This is a genomic window from Streptomyces sp. NPDC006326 (assembly GCF_040612915.1).
Lineage (GTDB): Bacteria > Actinomycetota > Actinomycetes > Streptomycetales > Streptomycetaceae > Streptomyces.
The window spans coordinates 28,027-44,323 of sequence record NZ_JBEXRC010000023.1; the positions used below are offsets into that span (position 1 = coordinate 28,027).

15 protein-coding genes and 1 pseudogene are annotated in these 16,297 nt (G+C 72.3%); 11 read left to right on the top strand and 5 right to left on the bottom strand.

Translation table 11 applies throughout. The features are described 5' to 3' along the window. The first annotated feature begins 5 nt into the window (after positions 1 to 5). From ABZ128_RS19210 to ABZ128_RS19225, 4 genes and pseudogenes are all read left to right on the top strand, one after another. Positions 6 to 1,010, top strand: coding sequence for a TauD/TfdA family dioxygenase (locus ABZ128_RS19210; RefSeq protein WP_356849709.1), 1,005 nt, complete (start codon positions 6 to 8; stop codon positions 1,008 to 1,010). Then, positions 1,007 to 2,080, top strand: a complete 1,074-nt coding sequence (gene sbnB, locus ABZ128_RS19215; RefSeq protein WP_356849711.1) for a 2,3-diaminopropionate biosynthesis protein SbnB — start codon at positions 1,007 to 1,009, stop codon at positions 2,078 to 2,080. Before ABZ128_RS19210 ends, sbnB begins: the two co-directional genes overlap by 4 nt. A 115-nt stretch (positions 2,081 to 2,195) precedes the next feature. Continuing rightward, positions 2,196 to 3,203 carry a 2,3-diaminopropionate biosynthesis protein SbnA gene (sbnA, locus tag ABZ128_RS19220; RefSeq protein WP_356849713.1) on the top strand — a complete coding sequence of 336 codons (1,008 nt, stop codon included), beginning with the start codon at positions 2,196 to 2,198 and terminating at the stop codon, positions 3,201 to 3,203. Between the two features lie 56 nt (positions 3,204 to 3,259). Next, positions 3,260 to 3,358, top strand: a pseudogene (locus tag ABZ128_RS19225) (PhnA domain-containing protein); the annotation flags it as partial. A 79-nt stretch (positions 3,359 to 3,437) separates the two neighbouring features. On the opposite strand, the gene ABZ128_RS19230 reads toward ABZ128_RS19225, so the two are convergent. From ABZ128_RS19230 to ABZ128_RS19240, 3 genes are all read right to left on the bottom strand, one after another. Beyond that, on the bottom strand, positions 3,438 to 4,874 hold the full coding sequence (locus ABZ128_RS19230; protein WP_356849714.1) for an amino acid permease: 1,437 nt from the start codon (positions 4,872 to 4,874) through the stop codon (positions 3,438 to 3,440). 218 nt (positions 4,875 to 5,092) lie between these two features. Beyond that, a complete protein-coding gene (locus tag ABZ128_RS19235; protein ID WP_356849715.1) occupies positions 5,093 to 6,637 on the bottom strand; it encodes an APC family permease in 1,545 nt (514 codons plus the stop codon). A 116-nt stretch (positions 6,638 to 6,753) separates the two neighbouring features. After that, positions 6,754 to 7,704, bottom strand: coding sequence for a hypothetical protein (locus ABZ128_RS19240; RefSeq protein ID WP_356849716.1), 951 nt, complete (start codon positions 7,702 to 7,704; stop codon positions 6,754 to 6,756). 196 nt (positions 7,705 to 7,900) lie between these two features. Between ABZ128_RS19240 and ABZ128_RS19245 the strand changes: the two genes are divergently transcribed. Next, positions 7,901 to 8,326 (top strand): ASCH domain-containing protein, encoded by a 426-nt coding sequence (locus tag ABZ128_RS19245; protein ID WP_356849718.1) that lies wholly within the window; start codon positions 7,901 to 7,903, stop codon positions 8,324 to 8,326. A gap of 92 nt (positions 8,327 to 8,418) precedes the next feature. Here ABZ128_RS19245 and ABZ128_RS19250 read toward each other — a convergent pair whose 3' ends face one another. Next, a complete protein-coding gene (locus ABZ128_RS19250; protein WP_356849719.1) occupies positions 8,419 to 10,074 on the bottom strand; it encodes an FAD-binding dehydrogenase in 1,656 nt (551 codons plus the stop codon). 86 nt (positions 10,075 to 10,160) lie between these two features. Here ABZ128_RS19250 and ABZ128_RS19255 point away from each other — a divergent pair, with 86 nt between their 5' ends. From ABZ128_RS19255 to ABZ128_RS19280, 6 genes are all read left to right on the top strand, one after another. After that, complete coding sequence (locus ABZ128_RS19255) at positions 10,161 to 10,685, top strand: NUDIX domain-containing protein (protein ID WP_356849721.1); 525 nt, start codon at positions 10,161 to 10,163, stop codon at positions 10,683 to 10,685. Continuing rightward, positions 10,682 to 11,080 (top strand): DUF202 domain-containing protein, encoded by a 399-nt coding sequence (locus ABZ128_RS19260; protein ID WP_356849722.1) that lies wholly within the window; start codon positions 10,682 to 10,684, stop codon positions 11,078 to 11,080. The genes ABZ128_RS19255 and ABZ128_RS19260 overlap by 4 nt, the downstream gene beginning before the upstream one ends. Beyond that, entirely contained in the window at positions 11,077 to 11,397 is a 321-nt protein-coding gene (locus ABZ128_RS19265; protein ID WP_356849724.1) for a DUF202 domain-containing protein, read from the top strand. Before ABZ128_RS19260 ends, ABZ128_RS19265 begins: the two co-directional genes overlap by 4 nt. A gap of 854 nt (positions 11,398 to 12,251) precedes the next feature. Beyond that, on the top strand, positions 12,252 to 13,163 hold the full coding sequence (locus ABZ128_RS19270; RefSeq protein ID WP_356849725.1) for an MBL fold metallo-hydrolase: 912 nt from the start codon (positions 12,252 to 12,254) through the stop codon (positions 13,161 to 13,163). 201 nt (positions 13,164 to 13,364) lie between these two features. Continuing rightward, positions 13,365 to 14,402, top strand: coding sequence for a phosphotransferase family protein (locus ABZ128_RS19275; RefSeq protein ID WP_356849726.1), 1,038 nt, complete (start codon positions 13,365 to 13,367; stop codon positions 14,400 to 14,402). An 11-nt stretch (positions 14,403 to 14,413) separates the two neighbouring features. Then, on the top strand, positions 14,414 to 15,628 hold the full coding sequence (locus ABZ128_RS19280) for an acyl-CoA dehydrogenase family protein (protein WP_356849728.1): 1,215 nt from the start codon (positions 14,414 to 14,416) through the stop codon (positions 15,626 to 15,628). Positions 15,629 to 15,676: 48 nt separating this feature from the next. Here ABZ128_RS19280 and ABZ128_RS19285 read toward each other — a convergent pair whose 3' ends face one another. Beyond that, complete coding sequence (locus ABZ128_RS19285; RefSeq protein ID WP_356849729.1) at positions 15,677 to 16,282, bottom strand: TetR/AcrR family transcriptional regulator; 606 nt, start codon at positions 16,280 to 16,282, stop codon at positions 15,677 to 15,679. Between the last annotated feature and the right edge of the window lie 15 nt (positions 16,283 to 16,297).

The following is a 16,297-nucleotide window of genomic DNA, read 5'->3' on the forward strand; positions in this document are numbered from 1 at the left end:
GCCAGATGGCGTCCTCATCCCCGACGTCACTTCCCGATCCGGAGCTGCGACCCGGCCGACCACCGGTGTTGCAGGTCGAGACCGACGACGAGGCCCCGCAGTGGGCGACCCGGCACCGGGACGCGTTGCGCGCCGCCGTCACCGAACACGGCGCACTGCTGGTCCGCGGCCTCGCGCTGCGCGAACCGGCCGTGATCGGCGCGGTGTTCCGCGGACTGACCGCGGGGCTGATGGTCGAACGTGAGGCGTTCGCGCCCCGCGAGGACCACGGCAGCGGCGTGTACTCCGCCACGCAGTGGCCGCCGAACCAGCCGATGTGCATGCATCACGAGCTCAGCTACCGGGTGGAGTTCCCGGGCCTGATGCTCTTCGCCTGCCCGACGGCGCCCGCCACCGGCGGCGCCACCGCGGTGGCTGACGGTCCGACCGTGCTCGACGCCCTGCCGGCCGAGTTGACCGAGCGGTTCGAGCGGCAGGGCTGGCTGCTCACCCGCAGCTACAACGACGAGATCGGGGCCTCGGTGGCCGAGTCCTTCGGCACCGACGACCGGGCCGCCGTGGAAGCGTACTGCCGGGCCAACGCCATCGAGTTCGCCTGGCAGCCCGACGGCGGACTGCGGACCCGGCAGCGGCGCAGCGCCGTGGTACGCCACCCGGTCAGCGGCCGGCGCTGCTGGTTCAACCAGATCGCCTTCCTCAACGAGTGGACGCTCGCCCCGGAAGTGCGCGATTACCTGGTGGACGTCTACGGCCCCGACGGCCTGCCGTTCAACACGCGCTACGGAAACGGCGACCCGATCGGCGAGGACGTGGTGCAACTCCTGAACAAGATCTACGAACAGTCCACGGTGCGTGAGCCGTGGCACTCCGGCGACCTGCTGCTGGTGGACAACATCCGCACGGCGCACAGCAGGGAGCCCTACGACGGTCCGCGCGAGGTGCTCGTCGGCCTGGCCGACCCGGTACACCTGGCCGACTGCTCCCCCACCGTGGAGGTGTCCGCACGATGACCGGTACGTCATCCCCCTCCGCTTCGCCGACACCGGCCGAGGTCAGCCTGCGTGTGCCGCCCTTCGCCGTGGTCCCCGGGATCCAGGTGGAGCAGGTGCTCCAGGGCCGCGAGAAGCAGCTCGTGGAGCTCGTCGAGGCGACCTACCTGCTGCACAGCGCCGGCCAGTCGGTGAACCCTTCCTCGTACTTCCTGCGGTTCCCCGACCGCCCCTCCTCCCGCATCATCGCCCTGCCCGCCTCCTTGGGAGGACCCGTGCAGGTGGACGGGCTGAAGTGGATCTCCAGCTTTCCGGAGAACGTGACGGCCGGCATTCCCCGCGCCTCGGCGGTGCTGATCCTCAACGACCACACCACCGGCTACCCGTTCGCCTGCATGGAGGCCTCCCTCATCAGCGCCACCCGGACCGCCGCCTCGGCGGCGCTGGCCACCGACATGCTCTGCCGGGGTCGGTCCCGCCCCACCCGGGTCGGCTTCTTCGGCGCCGGCCTCATCGCCCGCTACATCCACACCTTCCTGACGGCCACCGGCTGGTCCTTCGACGAGATCGGGATCCACGACCTGTCGCCGGACAGCTCCGCCGGGTTCCGCTGCTACCTGGAGCAGTCGCAGACGCCCGGGCGGATCACGGTGCACGACAGCCCCGAGGACCTGATCCGCTACAGCGACGTGGTGGTCTTCGCCACGGTCGCCGGCACTCCGCACGTCCACGATCCGTCGTGGTTCTCGCACAACCCCGTGGTGCTCCACGTGTCGCTGCGCGACCTCGCACCGGAGATCCTGCTCGGCTCGACCAACATCGTCGACGACGTCGAGCACTGTCTGAAGGCGGACACCTCACCCCATCTGGCCGAGCAGCTCACCGGAAGCCGCGAGTTCCTGCACGGCACGCTGACCGATGTGATGGCCGGGCACGTGGTGGTTCCCCACGACCGGCCGGTCATCTTCTCCCCCTTCGGTCTCGGGGTGCTCGACCTCGCAGTCGGCAAGTTCGTCTACGACGAACTGGAACGCTCAGGAGAACTGCACTTCAGCAAGGACTTCTTCCACGGCCTGCGCCGGTACGGATGAACCGCAACGGGACGCAGTCGGTACGCACAGGACCGCACGTCCGCTGACACAGGGTCCCCTGCTCAGGAGCTGAGCTCAGGAGACGGGGACCCTGCCGAGGATGAGGAGGGCAACCGTGCCCGTCATATCCACTCCCTACGACTTCCACGAGGAGCAGCTCTACGTCGACCTTCGGCCGATGTTCGGGCAGCCGCTCTTCCTGAAGTGCGAGGGATTCAACTTCGCCGGCTCGATCAAGCTGAAGGCCGCCGTCGAGATGGTGCAATCCGCTGAGCAGGAGGGCCTCCTGACCGAGGACTCGATCATCGTCGAGTCCTCGTCGGGGAACCTCGGAGTCGCTCTCGGCATGATCGCGGCGAGCAAGGGCTACCGGTTCCTCTGTGTGACCGACTCACGCTGCAACCTGCCCACCCGGCTGATGATGGAGGCGCTGGGCAGTGAGGTCCGCGCCATCTCCCAGGAGGGCCATCCCCAGGGGCCGCTCGGCGCCCGGTTGGACTACGTCCGGGCGCTGTGCGCCTCCGACGAGCGGTACGTGTGGCTGAGCCAGTACACCAACCCGGGCAACTGGCGGGCCCACTACCGGCGCACCGCGCCGGCGGTGGCGCGCCGGTTCCCGGCGCTGGACGTCCTGTTCGTGGGGGCCGGCACCACCGGCACCCTCATGGGCTGCGCCCGGTTCTTCCGCGAGTGGCACCGACCGGTGCGCATCGTCGCCCTGGACGCCGTGGGGTCGGTGTCCTTCGGCGGCCGGCCGGGCCGGCGGATGATCCCGGGGCTGGGCATGAGCATCCGTCCCCCGCTGCTGGACGAGTCCTTCGTGGACGAGGTGGTCAGGGTGGAGGAGGCGGACACCATCCGGGCCTGTCACCGCATGGCCCGCAAGGGCTTCCTCTTCGGCGGTTCCACCGGCACGGTGGTCAGCGGCGCCACGAGGTGGCTCGCCGAGCACGACGCCCGCGACCTCACCGCCGTGGCGCTGGCCCCCGATCTGGGCGAGCGCTACCTGAACACCGTCTACCAGCCCAGCTGGCTGCACAGCCTGTACGGCGAGGACGTACTTGAGGACGAGGGGACGCCGGCCGCCGGCGAGCTCCCGCAGGGGCTGTCCGTGGGCTCCTGAGGATGCCGGCCGGCACGGAGCCCGGAAGACCCCTGCCTTTCCAAGGGTCTTCCGGCATCCGGCTCGTCGACGGGGTCGACGGCCACGACATCGACTGCCGGACCGAGGGCTTCGGGGCGGTGCAGCTCACGTCCGGCGTGGTGAAGAAGGCCTGATCCGCGCCGCGGACCCGGAACGGCCAAGACGACGAAAAGGACCCCGCCGAGGCGGGGTCCTTTCGCAAGTCCGCGGGGGTCAGCCGCGGGCGGCGATCTCCGCCACCCGGCGGCGGACCAGGAACCAGCCGCCGACCAGTACGGCGGCGATGGCCGGGACGCACAGCACGGTGGTGCGGCCGACGCCGCCGTCGCACCACATCAGGACCAGCACGGTGAGCAGGAACACCAGCGTGATGATCTGGGTGTACGGGGCCCAGGGCAGCCGGTACGCGGGGCGCTCCACGAGGCCCTGCTGGGCTCGGCGCCAGAAGAACAGCGAACAGATCATGACCATCGCCCAGGTGCCGAGGATGCCCAGCGAGGCGAAGTTCAGGACGAGCTCGAAGGCGTCCTTCGGCATGCGGGCGTTCAGGACGACGCCGGCGAGGCCGAAGGCGGCGGTGAACAGGACGCCGCCGTAGGGGACCTTGCCCTTGTTCATGCGGGCGGTGAACTTCGGCGCGGAGCCGGACATCGCCATGGAGCGCAGGATGCGGCCGGTGGAGTAGAGCCCGGAGTTCAGGCTGGAGAGGGCCGCGGTCAGGACGACCAGGTTCATGATGCCGGCGGTGCCGGGGACGCCGAGCTTGTCGAAGACGGTGACGAAGGGGCTCTGGTCGCCGGAGTAGGCGGTGTACGGCAGGAGCATCGCGAGGAGGACGACGGAGCCGACGTAGAAGAGGCCGACGCGCCACATGATCGAGTTGATCGCCTTCGGCATGATCTTCTCGGGGTTCTCGGTCTCGCCCGCGGCGACGCCGCACAGCTCGACGGAGGCGTAGGCGAAGACGACGCCCTGGACCACCAGGAGCATCGGCAGGACGCCGGACGGGAAGATGCCGCCGTTGTCGGTGATGGTGGACAGGCCCGGGGTGTGGCCGCCGATGTCGTGGCTGGTGGCGACGAGGTAGATGGCCACGACGAGGAAGACCGCCAGGGCGGCGACCTTGACGAGGGAGAACCAGAACTCCATCTCGCCGAAGTACTTCACCGAGATCAGGTTCGCGGTGAGGACGACGGCGAGGGCGATGAGGGCCAGGACCCACTGCGGGATGCTGGTGAACATCGACCAGAAGTGCGCGTAGGTCGCGGCGGCCGTGATGTCGGCCACGGTGGTGGTCGACCAGTTCAGGAAGTACAGCCAGCCGGCCGTGTAGGCGCCCTTCTCCCCCATGAACTCGCGCGCGTACGAGACGAACGCGCCGGAGGACGGACGGTAGAGCACGAGCTCGCCCAGGGCTCGGACGACGAAGAAGGCGAAGACACCGCACACCGCGTAGGCGATCGCGAGGGAGGGGCCCGCGTTGGCGAGCCGTCCGCCCGCGCCGAGGAACAGGCCGGTGCCTATCGCTCCGCCGATCGCGATCATGTTGATGTGGCGGGACTTGAGGTCCTTGCTGTAGCCCTCGTCGCCGGCGTCGACATGCGGGGAGGACGCCGGGGCGGTGGCCTCGGTCAAGGTGCGGTCACTCATGTAGGACTTCGCCTTCGTGGGTGGGACAGGCAGGTCCGGGCCGCCGCGCAGGGGAGCTGGGTGGTGTCACCTGTGCGGGGCAGCCGGTGGTTTTGTCGACACAGGAGACCACGAGCTCCGCCACCGGCCCAAACCCGGTCTCTACGCACAGAGGCCCCCGGCGACCTTGGAAACGGGCGCCGGGGGCCTCGTACGGGCACGAAAGCGAGGGGTATCGCTCAGTCGCGCGGGCCGGTACCCGCCGCCTGATCGAGCCGGAAGGCCTCGTTCCCCAGGCCGATGCGGGCGTGCACCTCGGGACGGCTGCGGCGCAGCAGGGTCCCGTAGAGCAGACCGGCGGCGGCGGCGGCCCCGATGACCCCGGGGAGGACCCAGCTGAGGGCGGATCCCTTCTCGGCGCCGACCAGGACGCCGAAGTCCTTGACCGTGTAGACGGCGATGGCGAGCAGGGCCACGCCGGCGGCCCCGGCGGCGAGGAGCCGCCAGACCTGGGCGCCGGCCGTGCCGCGGCGCACGAAGAAGGCGATCACCGCGAAGGAGGCGGCGGCCATGAGGAGCGTCACACCGAGGGCGCCGACGCTGCCCATCCAGGTGAACAGGTGCAGGACGGGCGCGGTGGGGTCGCCGGCCGGGTGGCTGTCGGTGAGGGCGAAGGCGAGGACGACGAGGGTGGCGATGACGGTCTGGAGGAGGGAGCCGGTGGCGGGGGCGCCGGTGCCCGCGCTGGTGCGGCCGAAGGAGGCCGGGAGCAGGCCCTCGCGGCCCATGGCGAAGGCGTAGCGGGCCACGACGTTGTGGAAGCTGAGCATGGCCGCGAACATGCCGGTCACGAACAGGACGTGCAGGACGTCGGTGAAGGTGGTGCCGAGGAGCCCTGCGGTGAGCTGGAAGAGCAGCCCGGGGCCGGCTTCGGCGGAGGTCTTGACGATCTCGGAGGGGCCGGTGGCCACGGTGAGGGCCCAGGCGCTGAGGGCGAAGAAGAGGGCCACGAAGCCGACGGCGAGGAACATCACGCGGGAGACCACGATGTGCGGCTTGCTGGTCTCCTCGGCGTAGACCGGGGACTGCTCGAAGCCGACGAAGGCGGCGATGCAGAAGCAGAGCGCCGTGCCGAGTCCGGCCCCGCCGAGGGTGGCGGGGTTGAAGGCGTGCAGCGACAGGCCCTGGGGGCCGGGGTCGCCGAGGGCGGCGACGTCGAAGGCGACGACGAGCACGCATTCGATGAGGAGCAGGACGCCGAGGACCCGGGCGTTGAGGTCGATCTTGAGCCAGCCGAGGGCGCCGGTGACGGCGACCGCGATCAGGGCCGGTATCCACCAGGCGATGTCGGTGTCCAGGTAGGTGGCGAAGAGGCCGGAGATCTCGAAGCCGAGGATGCCGTACACGCCGGCCTGCATGGCGCTGTACGCGACGAGGGCGACGAACGAGGCGCCGGCGCCCGCCGTGGGGCCGAGGCCGCGGGCGATGTACGCATAGAAGGCGCCGGCGTTGTGGACGTGCCGGCTCATCTCGGCGTATCCGATGCTGAACAGCGCGAGCACGGCGCCGAGGATGACGAAGAGCAGGGGCTGGCCGACGATGCCCATCACACCGAAGGTGGTGGGCATCACGCCGGCGACCACCATCAGGGGAGCGCTGGCGGCGAGGACGGAGAGCAGCAGGCCGGCGGTGCCGAGGCGGTCGGCGCGCAGGGCCCGGTCCTGGCCCTTGTACGTACGGATCTCGGCCGGGTCCGTGAGCGTGGTGGATCTGCCCGTCGGCATGGCGGGGTGTCCTTTCGGCGAGGGTCTGCGAGCGGTGGGTCGAGCGGGGTGCGGGGCCGTGCGGTGCGGTGCGTCAGCGGTGCGGGGCCGTGCGGTGTGCGGTGCGGGGCCGTGCGTCAAGCGGTGCCGAGCGCGGCGTTGCGCGCCGCGAGGAAGGCCTTGTGCGGGTCGAGGTCCGGGTAGGACCAGGGGGCGCGGGTGGCATGGCGGCCGATGCGGTGGAAGAGGGCGGCGGCCTCGGCGGGGCGGCCCTCGCAGAGCTTGGCGTGGGCGAGGAAGTTGAGGTCCACGCGGTTGCGGGGGTGGTCCTCGCGCTCCCACTCCAGCCACCAGTCGAAGGCGGAGCGCAGGACCTGGCGGGCCCGGCGGCCGGACCAGTGGGCGGCCGCGCCGCCGGGGGTGCGGCGGCCCTCGGCGGCGGCGAGGACCCGGTAGCGCTCGGCGTGGGCGATCACGGGGAGGACGGCGAGGGGGGAGTCGGCCGGGGACTCCTCGGCGGCCCAGGCGGCGAAGTCGTAGACCTCGTGGAGCGGGTCGTGGCCGGCGGCGGGGGTGTGCTCGGCCAGCTTGGCGACCATCAGGTGGTGGGCGTGGTGGTGCTCGCGGTGGCGGGCACGGACCTGGTCGAAGTGGCGGCTGAACTCCTCCTCGGTCCCGAAGGCGCGGGAGAGCATGAGCAGGCCCAGCCAGGGCGTCGGGTCGGCGGGGAGCAGGGCGGCGGCCCGGCGGCAGGCCTCCTCGGCCGCCTCGGGCGTGCCCTTGCGGCGCAGGGCGGTGAAGACCGCCGCGCAGGCGAGGAGGGTGGCGGCGTCGGCGCTGTCGGGTTCGGCGAGCAGCCATTCTTGGGCCCAGGCGGTGGCGGCCGGGGTTTCGGCGAGGACGGTGACGCGGTGGCCGCGGCGGTCCCAGTCGTCGCCGGTGGCGACGAGCAGGGACCGGGCCCTGGCCCACCGGCCCTGGGTGAACTGGGAGCGTACGTCGACGAGTTCCACGTCGCAGAGGGCCGGGTCGAAGAGCTGGGCGTCCCGCTTGCGGGCGCGGCCGAGGGGCGGCGGAGGCGGGGACATCCGCGGGATTCCCTCCAGAACACGGGCGCGGGCGGACGGTTCGACTTGGATGATCACGCACAGCAAAGCGGTAGGCACAGCTCCGCGTCAAGGTCCAGTCCACTGCGTGGCGGGTTTCAACTGGTCGCGGTGTGAGGTGAGTTGGTCCGGTTCATCCGGTTCGGTGCCGCGGCAGGCGGGCCCGTAGGGTGGCGGGATGACCACGTACGAGGACCTCCCCCCTTATCTCCTGGGCTTCCCCGGGCCCTTGCGCGACATGCTGGTGGCAGCGGTGCTGAGCGGTGCGAAGACCGCGACCACGGGCCTGTTGCCCCAGTACGAGGCCGAGGGCGAGCCGCTGCCGGTGCCGGGTGCGCGCAGTGTGCTGGTGGACTCGCAGGAGCGGGCCGTGGCGGTGGTGGAGGTCACCGACGTACGGGTGCTGAGGCTGGCCGAGGTGGATCTGCAGCACGCGCTGGACGAGGGCGAGGGGTACGCCTCGGTGGCCGAATGGCGCGCCTCGCACGAGCGGTTCTGGCACAGCCCGCCGGTCCGGGCGGCGCTCGGCGACGCGGAGTACACGGTGGACGACGACACGCTGGTGGTGGCGGAGCGGTTCCGCGTGGTGACCGCGCTGGCGTAGCCGCCACCGTCTCCGGCCCGGCGGCCCCGCCCGAGGCCGCCGGAGCCCCTCAGACGGAGCCCGTCCGCCCAGGGTCGCTCAACCGGAGGCCCTCACCCCACCGCGCCGGCCGCCGCTCTGGCCGCCGTACGGGCCGAGAAGATGCAGCCGCCCAGGAAGGTGCCCTCCAGCGCCCGGTAGCCGTGGACCCCGCCGCCGCCGAAGCCGGCCGCCTCGCCCGCCGCGTACAGGCCCGGCAGCGGTTCCCCGGCCGCCGTCAGGACCCGGGAGGACAGGTCGGTCTCCAGGCCGCCCAGCGACTTGCGGGTCAGGATCGAGAGCCGGACCGCGACCAGCGGCCCCGCCCCCGGGTCCAGGATCCGGTGCGGGACGGCGGTGCGGATCAGCCTGTCGCCCAGGTACCGGCGGGCGCCGTGGATCGCCGTGACCTGGAGGTCCTTGGTGAAGGGGTTGGCGATCTCCCGGTCCCTGGCCACGATCTCCCGGCGGACGGTCTCCTCGTCCAGCAGGTCCTCTTTCGTGACCGCGTTCATCCCGCGCACCAGCGCGGCGAGGTCCCGCTCCACGACGAAGTCCGCACCCTGCTCCATGAAGGCCTTCACCGGTCCGGGGACCGCCTGCCGCGCCCGGTCGATGACACCGCGGACCGACTTGCCCGTCAGGTCCGGGTTCTGCTCGGAGCCCGAGAGGCCGAACTCCTTGCCGATGATCCGCTGGTTGAGGACGAACCAGGTGTGGTCGTGGCCGGTCTGCATGATGTGGTCGAGGGTGCCGAGCGTGTCGAAGCCGGGGAAGAGCGGTACGGGCAGCCGCCTGCCGGTGGCGTCCAGCCAGAGCGAGGACGGGCCGGGCAGGATGCGGATGCCGTGCCGGGCCCAGATCGGGTCCCAGTTCTCGATGCCCTCGGTGTAGTGCCACATCCGGTCCTTGTTGATGTGGCTGGCGCCCGCCTCCTCCGCGATGCCGAGCATCAGGCCGTCCACGTGCGCCGGGACCCCCGACAGCATCCGCTGCGGCGGCGTGCCGAGCCGGGCCGGCCACTGCGCGCGTACGAGGTCGTGGTTGCCGCCGATTCCCCCGCTCGTCACGATCACCGCCTGGGCGCGCAGGGTAAAGGCGCCGGTGACCTCCCGGCTGCTCGCGGTCCCCCGTACGGCGTCCGACGGTGCGAGGATCTCGCCCGTCACCGTGTCCAGTGCTCCGGCGGTGCGGGAGAGGCCGGTGACGCGGTGGCGGAACCTGAGGCCGGCCAGGCCGCGGGCCACGCCGGCGCGCACCCGCCGCTCGAAGGGTTCTACCAGGCCGGGGCCGGTCCCCCAGGTGATGTGGAAGCGGGGGACGGAGTTCCCGTGGCCGTTCGCGTCGTAGCCGCCGCGCTCGGCCCAGCCGACCACCGGGAAGAAGCGGACGCCCCGGGCGTACAGCCAGGGCCGCTTCTCGCCGGCCGCGAAGTCCACGTACGCCTCGGCCCAGCGGCGCGGCCAGGCGTCCTCCTCGCGGTCGAAGCCGGCGGTGCCGAGCCAGTCCTGGAGGGCGAGCTCGCGGCTGTCCTTGATCCGCATTCGGCGCTGTTCGGGCGAGTCGACGAAGAACAGACCGCCGAAGGACCAGTGCGCCTGCCCGCCGATCGACTGCTCGGGCTCCTGGTCGAGCAGGATGACCTTGCGGCCGCGGTCCACGAGCTCGGCGGTGGCGACGAGGCCGGCCAGCCCCGCACCGATCACGATCACGTCTGCGTCGTACGTCATGCGCTGCCCCGTCCTCGGGTCGGTGGTGGGGCAGATCCTTTGCTACGGAGCGGTAACCCGTCAACAGCGGTGGTTGGATGAGCCGTGTGAGTGCTGCGGATGAAGTACTGGACGTGGTGGACCGCGAGGACCGGGTGACGGGGCAGGCCCCGCGCGGCGAGGTGTACGCGCGCGGGCTCATCCACCGGTGTGTGTTCGTGCAGGTCAAGGACGTGCAAGGGCGGATCTTCGTCCACCGGCGGACGGCCTCGAAGCTGGTCTTCCCCTCGTACTACGACATGTTCGTCGGCGGGGTGCTGGGCGCGGGCGAGGGCTACGCCGAGGCGGCGCTGCGCGAGGCCGGCGAGGAGCTGGGGGTGACCGGGCTGGAGCAGCCGGAGCCGCTGTTCAAGTTCCTGTACGAGGGCCCCGGCGGGGCGTGGTGGTCCTACGTGCACGAGGTGCGCTGCGCGCTGCCGGTGCGGCCGCAGGAGTCCGAGGTGGCCTGGCACGCGTGGCTGGCGCAGGACGAGCTGGAGGCCCGGGTCGCGGGCGGGGAGTGGCGGTGGGTGCCGGACGGGCTGGAGGCCTGGCGGCGGCTGCGGGAGTTCCGCCGTAGATTGGCCGGGTGATCGACTTCGTCAAGGACGTGCGTCTCTGGTTCGCACCGCAGCGGCTGCGGGACGAGGGCGAGACCCCCGACTACCGCTTCTCGCTGGCCAACGAGCGGACCTTTCTGGCCTGGATCCGCACCGCGCTCGCGCTGGTGGGCGGCGGTTTCGCGGTGGACCAGTTCCTGCCGGACCTGCGGTGGGGGGTGCGGATCGGGATGGCCTTCGCGCTGCTCGCGGTGGGCGCGGCGTGTGCGCTGCGGGCGGTCAACCACTGGGTGCGGTGCGAGCGGGCGATGCGGCAGGGGGCCGATCTGCCGCTGTCCCGGTTCCCGGTGGTGCTGAGCCTCGGGGTCGGGCTGGTCGCCGCGGCGATGGTGGTGGTCGTGCTGTTCGGCTGGACCCGCGGGCGGTGACCGGCTCCCCTCGCGCCGAGCGCGACGCGGGGCTCCAGCCGGAGCGGACCCGGCTCGCGTGGCGGCGTACGACGCTGGCGTGCTCGGTGGCGGCGGTGCTGGCGCTGCGCCAGGCGGCGCGCGGCTCCGGCTCCTCGGTGGAGGTGGTCGGGGCGGCGGTGATCGCGCTGGTCTGGCTGGCCTTCCTCTGGGTGGCGCACCGCCGGCTACGCCAACTGGCCGCGCCCCGCCCCCCGGCCCTGGCCCCCCGCTCCGCCGCCGCGGCGGTGGCCTGCACGGTGGCCCTGGCGCTGTGCGCGGTGGCGGTCATCCTCTGACCCGCCGTCCGGAAGCCGGTCGGGGGCCGCCGAGCCGGCCGCCTGGCGGGCCGGCGGCCCACGGGCAGGAGCCGCCTGCACGGGAGCGCGAAGCCCAACGGGAGGGCGGGTGGAAGCCGCCCAGCCGGAAGCTCGAAATCCGCACGGGATCCGGTCAAAGCAGGCCCAGCGGCCCGCCCTCCGCGCCTTCCGACCGCCCGTCCCGGGCCCACACGCTGTTTGGGGCACCGGTCACGACGGCCAGGAGGTCCCACCGGCCGGGAAGACCTGCCCGGTCGACATCACCATCCGTCACAACAGACCGGACAAACCAACCGCCCGGCAACAGACCTGTACGCCGACCACGACACCGCTCACCACGGCCAGGAGGCCCCACCGGCCGGAAAGCCCACCAGATCGACGTCGGCGTCGGTCACGACAGCGGTCGGCCGGGGGAAGCAACCGGCAGGGCAGGTCCATGTGACGGGACGACGGTGGGGGCGTCTTGACCTGGGGGGACGACGGGCCGCAGGCCGCGTCCGGCACCAGGCCCGGCGGGCACCCGCGGCTGCAGGCCTGCCTTCGGGGCATTCCCCGCACTCTCCACCGGTACCGGCCCGCCCGAACCACCACCATCACCGCCGACCAGCACAGCACGCCACCGCCCCGCCGACGCCCGCGAACCCGCACCCCACCGCCCTCCACCCCCCAGTCGCCCCCGCCGGAGCCCCCCGACATCACCGCCCGCGCCGAACAACCACCGCCCCGCCGACGCCCGCGAACCCGCACCCCACCGCCCGCCACCCCCACTCCCCCGCGCCCCCCGCAACTGGCAGGATGCCGAGCGTCCGCAAAGCGACCCGGGGAGAGCGCAGATGACCGTCGAAGAGCCGTACCTCGTCCAGCCCGCGGACGGGGTGTACGCCTACGTCCAGCCGGACGGCGGCTGGTGCCTCAACAACGCCGGCTTCGTGAGCGACGGCGGCCGGACGCTGCTCATCGACACCGCCGCCACCGAGCGGCGCGCCCTCGCGCTGCGCGCCGCGGTCCTCGGTGCCGGGGTGCCGCTGCCGCGCACCGTGGTGAACACCCACCATCACGGCGACCACACCTACGGCAACGGCGTCTTCGCCCCCGAGGCGCTCGTCCTCGGGCACGACCGCTCGCGCGCCGAGCAGCTCGCCGCCGGGCACCAGCTCGAACTGATCTGGCCCGCCACCGACTTCGGGGCCATAGAGATCACCGCCCCGGACCTCACGTACAGCGAGCGGATGACCCTGCACCTCGGCGCGACGGAGGTCCAGGTGATCCACCCGGGCGTGGCGCACACCACCGGGGACTCCATCGTCTGGCTGCCCCGGCAGCGGGTCGTCTTCACCGGCGACCTCGTCTTCGCCGAGGGCACGCCGTTCCTCGCCATGGGCTCCCTCGCGGGCTCGCTGCGGGCGCTGGAGCTGCTGCGTTCGCTGGGCGCGGAGACCGTCGTACCCGGACACGGGCCCCTGACGGACGCGTCGGCCTACGAGTCCACCGAGCGCTACCTGCGGTATGTGCAGGAACTCGCCCGCGACGGCCGGGCGAAGGGGCTGACCCCGCTGGAGGTGGCACGCCAGGCCGACCTGGGCGAGTTCGCCGTCTGGCGGGAGAGCGAACGGCTGGTCGCGAACCTGCACCGGGCGTACGCGGAGCTCGCGGGCGAGCCGGAGGGAGCCCCGCTGGACATCCTGGCGGTGCTGCAGGACATGACGGTGATGAACGGCGGGACGCCGATCCTCTGCCACGCCTGAGGCGTGCGGGCCGATGGGGACCCCCATCGGCCCGCTTTCACCGGCCCTCCCACTGGACGACATACCGACTGGTCGGCATGATGTCTCTCGTTGCCGTCACCGCCACCACCACTGACCCCCCCCACCACTGACCCGCACCCACCACAAAACACCACAACCCCACACCCACACCCACACCCACTCCGCACGGAGGAGCGCACCATGACCTCAGCGTCAGCTTCAGCCGACCCCCGGGGCCTCGACCTGGAGCGGCTGCGCGGCCATCTCGACCGCGAGCGGCCCGGCCTCGTGGCCGGGGCGCTGAGCGGCCGGCTGATCGAGGGCGGCCGGTCGAACCTCACGTACGAGATCACCGACGGGTCCGCCCGCTGGGTGGTGCGCCGCCCGCCGCTCGGCCACGTCCTGGCCACCGCCCACGACATGCGGCGCGAGCACCGGGTCATCGAGGCGCTGCACGGTACGGCCGTGCCGGTCCCCGAGCCGGTGCTGCTGTGCGAGGACGAGGCGGTGCTCGGGGCGCCGTTCTACGTCATGGAGTACGTGGACGGCGTCCCCTACCGCAGCGCCGCCCAGCTCGCCGCGCTCGGCCCCGACCGCACCCGGCGGGCGGTGCTCGGCCTGGTGGACACGCTCGTCGACCTGCACGCGGTGGACCCGCAGGCGGTCGGCCTGGGCGACTTCGGCCGGCCGGAGGGCTTCCTCGACCGGCAGCTGCGCCGCTGGGGCAAGCAGCTCGCGGCCTCCCGGGGGCGCGAGCTCGCCGGGATCGACGAGCTGCACGGTGCGCTCGGCCGCGCCCTGCCGGAATCGCCGGCGCCCACCGTGGTGCACGGGGACTTCCGGCTGGACAACGTGCTGATCGGGGGCCCTGACGACACCATCCGGGCGGTGCTGGACTGGGAGATGTCCACCCTCGGCGACCCGCTGACCGACCTCGGGCTGCTGGTGATGTACAGCTCGGACCTGGGGCTGACGGACTCACCGGTCAGCACGACCAGCGCCGCCCCCGGCCACCCGGCGCCCGCCGAGCTGGTCGAGCGGTACGCCGCCCGCTCGGGCCGGGACACGGGGGCGATCGCCTGGTACACCGCCTTCGCCTGGTTCAAGCTCGCGGTGATCCTCGAAGGCATCCACTACCGCTACACGCTCGGGCAGACCGTCGGCGCGGGCTTCGACCGGATCGGCGAGCTGGTCCCGGTCTTCATCGAGCACGGTCTGACCACCCTCCAGGAAGGCTGAGGCACACCCGCATGGACTTCGCATTCGACGCCCGGACCGAGGAACTCCGCGAGCGGCTGCTCTCGTTCATGGAGGAGTACGTCTACCCGGCGGAGCCCCTCGCCGCCGAGCAGCGCGCACGGCTGGCCTCGCCCTGGGACACCCCGGCCGTCTTCGGTGAACTGAAGGCCGAGGCGCGCCGCCAGGGCCTGTGGAACCTCTTCCTCCCGGATGCCGAGTACGGCGCCGGGCTCACCAACCTCCAGTACGCCCCGCTGGCCGAGATCACCGGCCGCAGCCCGCACCTGGCGCCGACGGCGACCAACTGCGCGGCGCCGGACACCGGGAACATGGAGCTGCTCGCCCAGTTCGGGGACGAGCAGCAGAAGAAGCAGTGGCTGCACCCGCTGCTGGCCGGGGAGATCCGCTCCGCGTTCGCGATGACGGAGCCGGAGGTGGCCTCCTCGGACGCGACGAACATCGAGACCCGGATCGAGCGCGACGGCGACGGGTACGTGGTCACCGGCCGCAAGTGGTTCATCTCCGGGGCGATGAACCCGGACTGCAAGATCTTCATCGTGATGGGCAAGACCGATCCGGAAGGCGCCGATCCGCGCCGCCAGCAGTCGATGATCCTGGTCCCGCGCGACACCCCGGGGGTCGAGGTCCGCCGGGCCATGACCGTGTACGGGTACGAGGACCACGACCACGGCGGCCACGCCGAGGTGGTCTTCGACGGGGCCCGGGTCCCGGCGGCGAACCTGATCGGCGAGGAGGGCACGGGCTTCGCCATCGCCCAGGCCCGGCTCGGCCCGGGCCGGATCCACCACTGCATGCGGCTGATCGGCATGGCGGAGCGGGCCATCGAGCTGATGTGCCGGCGGGCGGTGGGACGTACGGCCTTCGGCAAGGAGCTGGCCGCGCAGGGCGTCGTACAGAACTGGATCGCGGACGCCCGGGTCACCGTGGAGCAGTTGCGGCTGCTGGTGCTCAAGACGGCCTGGCTGATGGACACGGTCGGCAACCGGGGTGCCCACACCGAGATCCAGGCCATCAAGATCGCGACCCCGCGGGCGGTGGTGCGCATCCTGGACGACGCGGTGCAGCTGCACGGCGCGGGCGGGGTGAGCCAGGACTTCCCGCTGGCCGAACTGTGGGCGGCGGCCCGGACCCTGCGCCTGGCGGACGGGCCGGACGAGGTGCACCAGCGCTCGCTGGCGCACCGGGAGCTGAAGCGCTACCGGTAGGCCGTCCCGTCGGGACCGGCTCCCGGGCCCTGGCGGGCCCGTGCGGAGTTACGGCCTCAGCGCGCGCAGCAGCAGGTCGGCGAGGTGGTCGGCGACCTGCTGCGGCGTGAGCGGGCCGTCCTCCCGGTACCAGGTGGACAGGTGGTGGACGGAACCGAAGTGATAGTCCACCACCAGGTCGGCGGGCGTCGCGGTGGAGAACACGCCGGCGCGCTGGCCTTCCTCGATCAGTGCCCGGAAGCGTTCGTGGTAGCGCCGGCGCTCCGCCCGGACCTGCTTGAACTTCTCCGGGCTGAGCTGGTGCATCGACCGGAAGAAGATCGCCGCGTCGTCGAGGTTCTCGATGGTGGTGACCACCACGTCGGCCGCGGCGGCGCGCAGCCGCTCCTCCACGGGGGCCTCCGAGGCGGCGACCGCGTCGAGCCGCTGCTGCTGGAGGCGCAGCATCCGCGCGTACACCTCGTGCAGCAGGTCGTCCTTGGAGCCGAAGTAGTGGTAGAGCGCGCCCTTGGTGACCCCTGCGGCCTCGACGATCTCCTGGACGGAGGTGCGGTCGTAGCCGCGCTCGGCGAAGAGCCGGGTGGCGACGGCCAGCAGCCGCTGCGGCACCGGGGTCTCGTGCGTGCCCTCGGGCTCCGTGGTCCTGGCAGCCATGGCGCTGACCTTCCC

Bases quoted from the DNA above. Each gene is read 5' to 3' on its own strand.
- ABZ128_RS19210 (WP_356849709.1), top strand. From the start codon at position 6: ATGGCGTCCTCATCCCCGACGTCACTTCCCGATCCGGAGCTGCGACCC.
- sbnB (WP_356849711.1), top strand. From the start codon at position 1,007: ATGACCGGTACGTCATCCCCCTCCGCTTCGCCGACACCGGCCGAGGTC.
- ABZ128_RS19230 (WP_356849714.1), bottom strand. From the start codon at position 4,874: ATGAGTGACCGCACCTTGACCGAGGCCACCGCCCCGGCGTCCTCCCCG.
- ABZ128_RS19235 (WP_356849715.1), bottom strand. From the start codon at position 6,637: ATGCCGACGGGCAGATCCACCACGCTCACGGACCCGGCCGAGATCCGT.
- ABZ128_RS19240 (WP_356849716.1), bottom strand. From the start codon at position 7,704: ATGTCCCCGCCTCCGCCGCCCCTCGGCCGCGCCCGCAAGCGGGACGCC.
- ABZ128_RS19245 (WP_356849718.1), top strand. From the start codon at position 7,901: ATGACCACGTACGAGGACCTCCCCCCTTATCTCCTGGGCTTCCCCGGG.
- ABZ128_RS19250 (WP_356849719.1), bottom strand. From the start codon at position 10,074: ATGACGTACGACGCAGACGTGATCGTGATCGGTGCGGGGCTGGCCGGC.
- ABZ128_RS19270 (WP_356849725.1), top strand. From the start codon at position 12,252: ATGACCGTCGAAGAGCCGTACCTCGTCCAGCCCGCGGACGGGGTGTAC.
- ABZ128_RS19275 (WP_356849726.1), top strand. From the start codon at position 13,365: ATGACCTCAGCGTCAGCTTCAGCCGACCCCCGGGGCCTCGACCTGGAG.
- ABZ128_RS19280 (WP_356849728.1), top strand. From the start codon at position 14,414: ATGGACTTCGCATTCGACGCCCGGACCGAGGAACTCCGCGAGCGGCTG.
- ABZ128_RS19285 (WP_356849729.1), bottom strand. From the start codon at position 16,282: ATGGCTGCCAGGACCACGGAGCCCGAGGGCACGCACGAGACCCCGGTG.